This window comes from Microcoleus sp. A2-C3, from assembly GCF_036706065.1.
GTDB lineage: Bacteria > Cyanobacteriota > Cyanobacteriia > Cyanobacteriales > Microcoleaceae > Microcoleus.
In genome coordinates this window covers 94,838-106,594 of the sequence record NZ_JAUBVX010000015.1, presented here as the reverse complement: position 1 = coordinate 106,594, position 11,757 = coordinate 94,838, and the positions used below count along the sequence as shown (strand labels likewise).

The window sequence follows — 11,757 nt, the reverse complement described above, 5'->3', positions numbered from 1 at the left end:
TTCTAATGTCATATCACGCTATGGCAAACACTTCTCTAATCATAACGTACTCTGATCCTTTCCTTCAGGGCACTACCCAATTCTTATCATTTAGTCCAAAAGCCGATCGACAAAATCCACAACACACCCAACTTGCAAGTGCTGTGTCAGACAGTGGTTGAAGAGGTGCGGAGGATGATTGGGTTCGATCGCGCGATCGTCTATCAATTTGATGCCACCGGTGCCGGGGAAGTCATCGCCGAAGACAAAGTAGAAAATTTGGCTCCTTTATTGGGAATGCACTATCCGGCTGCCGATATTCCCCCGCAGGCAAGAAAGCAGTTCAGTATGAATTTAATTCGGTTTATTCCCGATATTCACTATCAGCCTGTAGAACTAATTCCTGACTGCAATCCGCTGACTGGTCGCCCCCTGAATCTGGGATTCTCCTTGTTGAGAACAGTTTCGCCTTGCCACGTTCAATATCTCAAAAATATGAACATTGGCGCTAGCATGACCGTGACATTAATCAAAGATCGAAAAGTCTGGGGATTGCTCGCCTGTCACCACCCAACAGCAAAGTATGTCAACTACGAAACCAGAACGGCTTGCGAACTGATAGCAAAGTTTGTGAATCTAGAACTCAGCTACAAACAAGATAGCGAAGACCGGGACTATGCAATTTATCTCAAAGAAATTTGCCATAAATTTATCGCGGAAATTTCTCAAGAAAACTCCTTTGTAGAAGGTTTACTTAAATCCCCAGATGAATTGCTGGCATTAATGGGCGCTACCGGTGCAGTTGTGTGTGCCAATGAAAATATAATCACCATCGGCAAAACCCCGGAATTGGGAGAAATCAAAAAATTACTTACTTGGATCAAAACTCAAATAAATAATGATGTTTTTTATACAGATTGTCTCTCACAACTGTATCCGCCATCCGATAACTTTAAAAAAGTTGCTAGCGGTTTGCTGGTGCTCGCCATATCCGAGATGAAAAATTATTACATTTTGTGGTTCCGTCCCGAAGCAATTCAAACTATCAACTGGGCTGGCAAACCAGATTGGCCAATTGATCTTAAACCAGATGGCACCCCATTGATGTCTCCTCGTACTTCTTTTGAGTTGTGGCAAGAAACTGTGAGGTTAAAATCTTTGCCTTGGCAGCCATGCGAAATTGAAATCGCCGGAGAACTTCGAGTTGCTATTACTAGCATTGAGTTGCGGAAAATGAATCAGCAGCTCAGCTTAGCTTTGTCGGCTACCAAAATTGGATTTTGGGACTGGGACGTGCAGAAAAATCTCATTGTTTGGTCGAGGGAACACGAAGAGTTGTTTGGGTTGGCCCCGGGAACTTTTGCCGGAACTTATCAAAGTTTTGCAGCTCGCGTTCACCCAGAAGATTTAAAAAGTATTGAGAATGCTATAAATCAGACCTTGACCCAGCCAGTAGATTACTTTCAGGAATACCGCGTGATTTGGTCGGACGGCAGCATTCACTGGATTGAGGGGAAAGGTAAGTTTTTTTACAGCGAAGCAGGCGATGCAGTGCGGATGGTGGGGACAGTTACAGAAATTACCGATCGCAAAGCTAAAGAATTACAGTTGCGGCTGTTGGAATCAGCAATCACTACGACTAACGACGCCGTGTTAATTACGGAAGCTGAACCGATTAACGCATCGGGCCCGCGAATTCTGTATGCCAACCCAGCTTTCACACGGATGAGTGGCTATACGCTAGAAGAAGTTTTGGGCAAAACGCTGCGCATCTTGCAAGGAGAAAAAACAGATCGGGCAAGTCTCGATCGCATTCGGAGAGCTTTGAAAAATTGGCAGCCGGTGCGGGCTGACTTGATCAATTACCGCAAAGATGGGACGGAATTTTGGGTAGAATTGAGCATTGTGCCGATCGCAGACGAAAGCGGTTGGTTTACCCATTGGGTGGCGGTGCAGCGCGATATTAGCGATCGCAAAGAAGCTGAAGCAGCCCTCCAACAGCTCAACGAACTGTTAGAAATGCGAGTTTTGCAGCGAACCAGAGAACTAGAAACCTCTCAAGCAGAACTCCGGGAAAGCGAAGCTTTATTTCGCTCTCTGAGCGAGAGTTCCCCCGTCGGCATTTTCCAAATCGATGCTGAGGGGAAATGTATCTATACAAATCCCCGCTGTCAAGTAATTGGCTGCTTCACAGCGACAGAAGCTTTAGGAAACGGCTGGATGCGGTTTGTTCACCCCGAAGACATTAAACTAATTCGGTCTAAGTGGTCGGAATCGCGATCGTTAGATGGGGAATTTCTCTGCGAATTCCGCCACATCCAGCCCTCCGGAACAATCCGGTTTTGTCTGGTTAAAACAGCTCCGATTTTTACCGACGGAGGTCAACTAATCGGTCACGTCGGCACAGTCACAGATATCACAGAAAGTCGGGCAATTGAAAAAATAAAAAATGAGTTTATTTCCATTGTCAGCCACGAACTGCGAACCCCACTTGCCTCAATTCACGGTTCTTTAGGTTTGCTGGCGGCTGGGGTGCTGAACGATCGACCGGAAACTGCCAAAAAGATGTTACAAATTGCGTCTAACCAGACCCAACGCTTAGTGCGTTTGGTCAACGATATGCTTGATTTAGAGCGGCTCGATTCGAGCGAATTTACTATTGTTAAGGAGTTGTGCGATGCGCAGGTTTTGATGCAGAAGTCTGCGGAAGCTGTGATGTCTGTGGCTGCTGAGAATAAGATTAATTTGTCGATTTTGCCCTCGTTGGCAAAAATTTGGGCTGACCCGGACAGGATTGTGCAACTGCTGGTAAATTTGTTGAGCAATGCGATTAAATTTTCGGCTCCGGGGAGTACAGTAACTGTCAGGGTTGATGATTTGGGCGATTCCCTACGGGATGGCTACGCTTCACGGGTTTTATTTGAAGTCAAAGATCGAGGGCGGGGAATTCCTGCTGATAAACTAGAAACTATCTTTGGCAGATTTCAACAGGTAGATGCTTCTGACTCTCGCCAAAAAGGAGGTACGGGTTTGGGTTTGGCTATCTGTCGCAGCATTGTGCAGCAGCACGGTGGCAGAATTTGGGCCGAAAGTGTTGTCTCTGAAGGCACGAGTTTCTATTTCACAGTACCTGCACCGCTGGAAGGGGAAGGTTCATTCAGTTGACAGTTGACAGTTGACAGTTGACAGTTAACAGTTGACAGTTGACAGTTGACAGTTGACAGCTTGAACTGCCGAAAAGATAAAACTCGGCGATTGAAATCGCGTCTACAAAAACGAAGTCTGCGTGCGCCGACTGAAGAAAAAATTCGGCGATTTCAATCGCGTCAATACAAACAAAGTCGGGCTGCGCCGACTGAAGAATTAAGGGGAATTTAAAGTCGGATGACGATCGCCAATCCGGTTTCTAGCTATTTGTCTCTTGCAAAAATCTCGAAATTATGTTACTAAGGCGGGTTTGTGCGTGCCGGAAAGTTCTGGTTTTGGTGGCTGTTTTCAGAATTTCCTCATTTTTTTGATTTAGCTTTGAGATCGATCGGTGATTGGTTACTTCCAACCCTGATTCTCTAGAAATTCCAGAGACAACTTCAGGGAGTCGGGGTTTTTTGTTGATCGTAAAGCCGATCGCCCGCCGCCGTATTTACATAGACACAAGATGTTCTATAAGTTACACACAAGTCCCTGAATAAACCAAGTTGTTTAACCAATACTCCGTAATGCAGCAAAGTTTTTTGGTAAAAAACCCAATTTCTGCCTAAGTGTTACAATCCATGCTTCGCTCAAAGTATATTAATTTAAAACAATCATTTTCTTCATAATTTCCTCATATTTTTTAGATAATGTTTATAGAAGGTTCTTGAGTTGAAAGTACCAATCTCAGCAGCATCCGGCTGCCAAAGAACGAACCTGTTGTCAGAAGAGTTCGGTTCAGTGACGATACTTTCAATTTTAAGGAGTGCGATCGCACAACCAACCTGAATCAGTCAGGAATTAGGCACTGCATACCAAACAAACCGATTTTTTTCACCTGGAAGGGTTTCTGTGCAAGTCTTCTAAGTGTTGGCAGGAAAAATCAATCAAAAATAAATTAATAACGGTTGATGTGATTAACACTGTCGAATAACGCCCCGAAAATAAGTCTGTCATTCTGTCAATAGCAAAACTGGCAATTGCCACCAATAGGCAAAGCGAAGTCTGAGTAAGTTTTTTAGAGAGTGTGGAGATTTCTCAAATGTCATATCAGCTATCTTCTCAAGGTAACAGCAAAATTTTGTGCTATTACGCAAATATTACCAACCAAATTCAGGTGGTGCGGATTGGTAACATTCCTAATTGGTGCTTTGAAAGAGTGATGTTTCCTGGACAGCGACTGATGTTTGAAGCTGCGGTTGAAGCAGTATTAGAAATTCACACTGGCGCGGTAGCAAGTGCTATTTTATCGGACAAGATTCCGTGCTACGTGCTGCGGGTTATAGAAGAGGTAAGTTATGAGTTCGATCGGGTTATTTCCGAAGAAAAATATGCGGTATTAACACGCTAAAATTCAGGAGAAATAAGACGAACTGGATATCGGAAACAAAGATATTAGTTAAGTAGTGTTTGGGGAAAGAAAAAATGCAGAAACATCTTGTCAATATCACCTTGGGCGTAGTCACAAAAGAAGTAGAAACTATCTTGGAGTCTTATCCCCACTATCCGTACCAACAGGCTTTTTCACACTCTGGGTGGCGGCAGGATTTAATTGCTTATGTGCTGAGCCGAGTTCCTAATAAGTATACTGCGATCGACTTCGGCGAGTCTGTGGCGAACCACACAAGTCAGGTTCGCTGTTCTTCAGAACAGTTGCTACAGATAGAAAATTTGATTCATACTGGCATTTGCGACTTGCTGCACACCTATCAGAAGGTCGATTACCGCCTTCCTGAAGAAGTTAAATTCGATGCGAGAGTTGCTAGTTGGTTTAGATAGTCTGTGGTAATTGAGCCCAAATGCCGATCGCCTCGGCACTCTTAGTTGGTCGATCGAGCTAGAATTGTCTGTGCGATCGATCGCGATATAGATTTTAAGGTTTTGCGGACTGTGCTTGGAGTGCGTTTGATCGTTCGGATTTCAGTCCTCTAATTTTGATAATGACTGAAATCAGAACTGCGAACTAAATCTGATCTTATGCAATCAAAATCCCCAAAAATATGTTATTCCTTCGATGATTCCCCCAGCGCAAGCAGAGCCAGCTAAATAATGATTTTCAGTGCCGCATTCGCGATGCCATGCTAAGAGCTCTGACATAGCGTTAGCAACGATTACTCCCCGAACATCTTGTTCAAACATACTGATATCATTGCCAGAATCGCCGCAAACTAATGTTGCCTCAGATGGAATTTGCAGGCGCTTTTGTAAATAAGTTAGGGCATTACCTTTGTTGCTAGTTTGTGGTAAGATATCTACGTCGCGATTGCTGCTAAAAATAATTTGAGCTGCCAGTCCCGATCCGGTTAACTTTTGCTGCAATTCCTGGATAATTGAGCTGTTTTCTGCTGCTGGTTCTAGACAATAACTGATTTTCCAAGGATTTTGTTCTTTGAGGGATTGGGGTTGAAGCTGGGGAAACTGCTGAGCTAACGAGGCGATCGCCATTTTATCCCAGTCTTGAGAAAGATGTTCCGCCCAATCTAAATCCAGGGTTGCGTCTTGGTAAATTTCGCTACCTACACCTGCGATCGTAGAGTCTGGTGCTAGCAGTTGTTTTTGGGCAATTAATTCGCAAGTTGAAGCATGAGAACGCCCGGTAGCGTAAACCAAACAAATTTGCGATCGCATAGATTGCAAGCGCTGGTTGAAAACTTGAGTGGCTTCGTCATCTCCCACTAGCGTATTGTCTAAATCTGTAACTAATAAAAACTTCATTTTTGGCATTAGTCAATAGTCAGCAGTCATCAGTGATTAATGATATCATGTCCGATCGATTGACTGCGATCGATCTGGTTCGTAGTGCGGACGCCAGGACGCTCTCGCTGCGGACGCCAGGACGCTCTCGCTGCGGACGCCAGGACGCACTACAAACCGTTTTTGTTTTGGTAATCAAACGGAGACGATCTGATATCTCGCCTGCGTCCGAATATCAGCGAATTGGAAGTTCGATGATAAATTCAGTGCCTTTACCAGGTTCCGAGAGGCACTGCAATTTGCCGTTGTGTTTTTCCACGACAATTTGATGCGAAATTGACAAACCCAAACCAGTGCCTTTACCTACGGGCTTTGTGGTAAAAAATGGGTCAAATAAACGCACGATATTATCTTGGGGAATTCCCAGACCGTTGTCTTTGATCCGAATGCAAATGCTCTTGTCATCAATCGTTTCAGTTTTAATGGTAATTGTTAGACCACTTGAATTGGGGGTGTTTTTGGCTTGGCTGCTGCTTTCTTCCAAGGCATCGATCGCATTTGCCAATATATTCATAAATACCTGATTTAGCTGTCCGGGATGACATGGTATTTTCGGCAGTTCTCCGTATTCTTTGATTACTTTAATACCCTCCCATTTTGCCTTGGCTTTCAGCCTACTGTTCAACATTAACAAGGTACTTTCTAAACCTTCATGAATGTCGGCAGGCTTAAATTTCGCTTCGTCCGCCCGCGAAAAATTACGCAGAGTTTGAATAATTTCTACGATTCGATCGCATCCTGTGTGCATCGAGTTGAGCAATTTCGGCAGGTCTTCTGCGAGAAATTCTAAGTCTATATCTTCGGCTTTTTTCTGAATTTTGGCTGGGGGATTTGGACATTCTTCTCGATACATCTGCACGATTTCTAACAAATCGAGGACGTAGCCGCGGACGTGGCAGACGTTGCCGGCGACAAAGCCAACTGGGTTGTTAATTTCGTGGGCAATTCCTGCTAGGACTTGTCCGAGGGAAGACATTTTTTCGGTTTGGACTAACTGCATTTGAGTTTGTTGCAATTCGTGCAAAGCTGTTTGCAATTCCTGGGATTTTTGCCGATCGCGCGCAACAGAAGCGGCCCGTTCTTCCTCAACTCCGATCGCCCCAGCAATAATTCCGATCAGCTTGCAGTCGGCTTCTGTGGCCGCGATCGGTTCGGTGTAGATAACGCACACCGAACCGACGTAATCGTCGCCGCGCCGCACTGCTTGTCCCAGATAGCTTTTGAGTTCGTAGCGGATGACAGCGGGATCGCTTTGGCCGTAGATCGTGTTCTGCAAGTCAGGAATTGCCACAGCCCGATCGCTGGCTTGGTGGCAGACATCGGTGCAGATGTGTCCTTCGGCGCGATCGACCTCCGGGTAGTCAGGCGGCGTTTGCCAAGTTGCGATCGCCCGCAGCAGCCCGCCACCGACGTGGCTGTAGACGGCGCAGCTTCCGCCCAAAAGCTCGCCGGCTAAGGTTGTCAGGCGTTGGATATTGTCAGCAGCATCGGTGGTGAATCCCAAAAAACACTCGTTGATTTTGCTGAGGCGGTATTCTGCTTGCCTGCGCGCCGTCATGTCGCGGGAGTTGAGCACAATTCCCCTCACAGCGGGGTCTGCTAGCAGGTTAATGCCGACTCCTTCGAGAAAACACCAAGAACCGTCAACGCGCCGGAACCGACCTTCTACGGCGATGGGATCGCCGGGATTTGCGATCAATTGTTGGAGATAGGAAATCACCGAGGGAAGGTCGTCAGGGTGAATGAAATCGAGAACCATTCGACCAATCAGTTCCTCTGGTTCGTAGTCCAAGACTGTTTCTACAGAAGGGCTTTCGTAAACAATGCCACCGCCCTCGTCGAGAATAGTAATGATGTCGGAACTGTTGAGAATCAGCGATCGCCACTTAGCCTCATTTTGCGATAAAGCTGACTCGGCTTGTTTGCGATCGGTAATATCCTCCACCATTTTCAGAATAAACTGTGGCATTCCCTGGCTGTTGTCGATGACAGAGGCGGTGAGGCGTCCCCACCTGATGCTACCGTCAGGGCGGAGATAGCGCTTCTCGATTTGGTAAGCTTGGCGATCGCCCTGGGCCAACTGCCGGCGCAACTGGCGCGAAGCTTGTGCGTCTTCCGGGTGCACGCAGGAGTCGATATCCACCCCCCGCAGTTCGGCTTCCGATCGCCCCAGCATAGCTTGAAATGCCGGATTAGTGGCGATCGCCATACCTTCGAGAGTAGCGACTGCCATGCCGATCGCACCGCGTTCAAAAATTGCCCGAAACCGCTGTTCGCTTTCGCGCAAAGCTGCTTCAGCTTCCACTTGCTGGGTGATGTCCCGCCCCGCCACTGCCATGCCTTTGCGGGAACCGTCGGGGTTGTACAGCGGCACTTTCCGCACTTCAAACAAATTGCTGCCGCCTGTGGGTAAGGGGACAATTTGGCTGCTGGAGGTAAGAGTGCCTGCTTCCCAGGTAGTTTCGTCGGTTTCCTGCCAACTTAGGAGGATGTCTCTGACTCTGGGATCGGCTGCTGCTGCGAGTTCGGCAGTTGTTTTGCCTTGGTAATCTGCGGTTTCCCAGCCCAAAAGTTTGAGGGCGCAGTCGTTAGCAATCAGCCAGCGCCCCTCGCCGTCTGTGAGGTTGATGGCATCGGGCACGGCATCGATCGCGGTTTTCAGCCAGTATTCTCGATCGCGCAGGGCTGCTTCGGCTGCTTTGCGATCGGCGATTTCGGCAACAGTTCCTTCGTAGTAAAGGAGTTCGCCTGCTTTGTCGCGGACTTCGCGCACGTTTTCCGAGATCCAGGTAGTGCTGCCGTCAGCGCGGCCGACGCAGGACTCAAACTCTTTCAGGGAGGCGACGCGGGTGATTTCGGCGATGAATTCAGCGCGGCGGGTGCGATCGGCGTAAAGGTTTTTTGCCGAACATTTTGCGATCAGTTCTGACGGGGAATCGTAGCCGTACATTCGGGCGAGTGCGGGGTTGGCGCTGAGGTAGCGCCCGTCTGGGGCGGTTTGAAATATGCCTTCGGTGGCGTTTTCAAAGATGCTGCGGTATTTTTCTTCGGCTTGTTGCAGCGCTTCTTCTGCTTGCTTGCGATCGCTGATATCCGATTGGACGCCGATGAAGTGGGTGACAGTCCCGCTGCTGTCGCGCACCGGCGAGATGGTGAGTTCGTTCCAGAAGGGGGTTCCGTCTTTACGGTAGTTTTTGAGAACGACTTTGCAATCGTGTTGTTCTTGAAGGGCTACGCGGATTTGAGCGACTGCTGCGCGATCGGTATCCGGGCCTTGCAGGAAGCGGCAGTTGTGCCCGATGATTTCGCTGCGATCGTAGCCTGTAATCCGCTCGAAAGCCGGGTTGCAGTAGACTATTGGTTTGTCGGGCTGTCGGGCGTCCGCGATCGCGATGCCGTTGCTAGTAGCTGCCAGGGCGCGATCGTACAGCCTCCATACTTCTTCTATTAAATTCGGTGGATTCCCACCAGTGCGAGTCGGCGATAGCGTTTCAGAAGGAATACTTATATTATCGATCTGCATGAGTTTTTTATAGATTGAGTTTCTTGTCGGTTCTGACTGACTGCACCCCAAAGTTCAACAGAATTGCCCTGTTTTCCGCAGCCACAAGTTAGAAGGCGATTATGCATAATTTGGGCCATAAATCATACCTAGAAAAACTCTAGTCTCCCTCGTTTTTCTTTTCTTCTGCTTTGAGCCTTCTGCTTTGTGCCTTCAAACGACTCCTACCTGCTAATTTATAATAGTTGTTGCTAGGATATCTCTATCTCTGGTATGGTTTACTTGGCAGGCTTCGCGCCGCTTACCGGTTCGCGCCGCTAATTGTTTCTAATGAACCCAAAAAACTCCGGCTATCTTTAAATATTTTTTTTATTCAGAACTTGCAATTTTAAACGGTTTTTATCTAAAAAACTAAAACTTTTTAGAGGAAATCTGTTTAAACCAGATTTTTGAGATTACCTGGTAAGTGCTGTAATTATTTTATTTAACAAAATAATTGAACTTCTTCTGAAACAAACCGACTCAAGATTAATTTTGAATTATCGCAGCAAGTTCCGAAATTTTGTCGATCGCAAAAGTCGGTTCTAAAGCGAGACACTCAGCGCGATCGCCATATCCGTAAACCGCCCAACAAACATCTATCCCAGCATTTTTCGCAAACAACAAATCAACCGCCGAATCGCCAACCATTAAAACTTGACTGTTATCCAAATCCGGGAACAGCGGTTTAATAATCGAGTGAAAAACACTCGGATTTGGTTTTTGAATAATTTGTCCGTCATCACCTAAAATTAAATCAAAATAACCGTGAATTCTCAACTTTTCCAAAAATAAGTTAACAAAATTAACGTGCTTGTTGCTAAAAACACCCATACTCAATCCCGACTTGCTCGCCAACTGCAAAACTTGCTTAGTTCCCGGAAATAAATCGAGCTGCTTTTCACCTTCTGTCCGATAAAAAGAGCGGTAAGTTTCCACCCATTGGGGAATTGCGCTTTCCTCGATCGTCGGATGCAGGATTTTGAAACTATTTGATAAATTTATCCCGATCGTCGCTTGAATTGTCTCAGCAGCAGGCGGATCAATATTGAAAATTTCAAAAGTTTTGGTAAAGCAATATACAATAGCTTTGTGAGTAATTGCCAAGGTACCGTCGAAATCGAAAATAATTAACTTATACTGACTCATCTTCCTGAAAATCTCCCATATAGCAACACCCGGTTTTCTCTGATACAATAGCATTATCCATATCTAATCCACCAATTATATAGCAAGCGCGATATCGGTTATGACATAAATAACCTCATAAATAGAGACGATACCCGTCAAAGCATAAATGGTTGAATTCCCGTACTGTGCAACTGTCAACTGTCCAATGTCCACTGCTATAAGTATAATCTTTCAACATTCAAGAGGTCAAGATGAATGTCACCAAAAAACCAGATTTTCTAGCAACAGACTTTCCAGACCACACTCAATTACCAGACTCCGACGGTACTTTTGTGAAAAATTTTCAAGAACACCCTCAAAGCATCCTATTAACAACATCAATTAGACCGATTTTAGACCAAGTTCATCCCGACGGACAATACTGCATCGGTCAAGATTCCGGTATTTACTGGCGAGTAGCCCAACCCCCGGAACCGCCAGAAAAAGGAGCCGAAGCACCCGATTGGTTTTACGTGCCCGACGTGCCGCCAACACTTGACGGAAATCTCCGCCGTTCCTATGTGATGTGGCGGGAATTAATGCCACCTCTGATTGTACTAGAATTTGTGTCCGGCGATGGCAGCGAAGAAAGAGATACGACTCCTCGCAAAGGCAAATTCTGGATTTACGAGCGGATAATTCGCCCTGCTTTTTACGGGATTTATGAAGTTAAAAAAGCCCAAGTTGAAGTCTATCATTTAGTCGAAGACCGCTTCGAGTTAGCCGCACCAAATAATCGCGGACATTACCCGATCGCCCAAATAGGAGTAGAATTAGGTATTTGGCAAGGAGTGTATCAGGGCGTAGAACTGCCTTGGCTGCGCTGGTGGGAGACATCCGGGAATTTGATCCCAGCGGCGGAGGAACGGGCCGATCAAGCCGAATTGGCCGCAGAACGAGAACGACAAAGGCGCATAGAAGCTGAGTTGCGAATTCAAGCTTTAGAAGCGCGTTTGCGAGAGTTAGAAGGCAGCTAATAGGTGGCCAGAAACCGGATTTTTTCGCCAAAATATGCGCCAAAAATCTTCAATCTCCCAAAAACCCGGTTTCTTTGGACTGACGCATCGGTGACGAGAAACCGGGTTTTTGGGCCAAGGTATTCGATTCAAACCCTCAATCTCGCA

Annotated in this window: 7 protein-coding genes; 4 read left to right on the top strand and 3 right to left on the bottom strand. The window is 46.4% G+C overall.

Annotated elements, in window-relative coordinates; translation table 11 throughout:
- Positions 1-138: 138 nt before the first annotated feature.
- From QUB66_RS11205 to QUB66_RS11195, 3 genes are all read left to right on the top strand, one after another.
- The gene (locus QUB66_RS11205) at positions 139-3,144 is read left to right on the top strand and encodes a PAS domain S-box protein (protein WP_332967606.1); all 3,006 of its coding nucleotides are present in this window, start codon (positions 139-141) and stop codon (positions 3,142-3,144) included.
- A 1,066-nt stretch (positions 3,145-4,210) separates the two neighbouring features.
- Positions 4,211-4,519 (top strand): DUF1830 domain-containing protein, encoded by a 309-nt coding sequence (locus QUB66_RS11200; protein WP_265233816.1) that lies wholly within the window; start codon positions 4,211-4,213, stop codon positions 4,517-4,519.
- A 74-nt stretch (positions 4,520-4,593) separates the two neighbouring features.
- Positions 4,594-4,947, top strand: coding sequence for a hypothetical protein (locus QUB66_RS11195; RefSeq protein WP_265233815.1), 354 nt, complete (start codon positions 4,594-4,596; stop codon positions 4,945-4,947).
- A gap of 204 nt (positions 4,948-5,151) precedes the next feature.
- Here the strand turns inward: QUB66_RS11195 and QUB66_RS11190 are convergent, their stop codons facing one another.
- The 3 genes from QUB66_RS11190 to QUB66_RS11180 form a co-directional block, all read right to left on the bottom strand.
- On the bottom strand, positions 5,152-5,883 hold the full coding sequence (locus QUB66_RS11190; protein WP_332967608.1) for a sucrose-phosphate phosphatase: 732 nt from the start codon (positions 5,881-5,883) through the stop codon (positions 5,152-5,154).
- A 214-nt stretch (positions 5,884-6,097) separates the two neighbouring features.
- A complete protein-coding gene (locus QUB66_RS11185) occupies positions 6,098-9,445 on the bottom strand; it encodes a PAS domain S-box protein (RefSeq protein WP_332967609.1) in 3,348 nt (1,115 codons plus the stop codon).
- 507 nt (positions 9,446-9,952) lie between these two features.
- Positions 9,953-10,612, bottom strand: a complete 660-nt coding sequence (locus QUB66_RS11180; RefSeq protein WP_332967610.1) for an HAD family hydrolase — start codon at positions 10,610-10,612, stop codon at positions 9,953-9,955.
- A 233-nt stretch (positions 10,613-10,845) separates the two neighbouring features.
- Between QUB66_RS11180 and QUB66_RS11175 the strand changes: the two genes are divergently transcribed.
- A complete protein-coding gene (locus tag QUB66_RS11175; protein WP_332967612.1) occupies positions 10,846-11,610 on the top strand; it encodes a Uma2 family endonuclease in 765 nt (254 codons plus the stop codon).
- Positions 11,611-11,757: the final 147 nt, after the last annotated feature.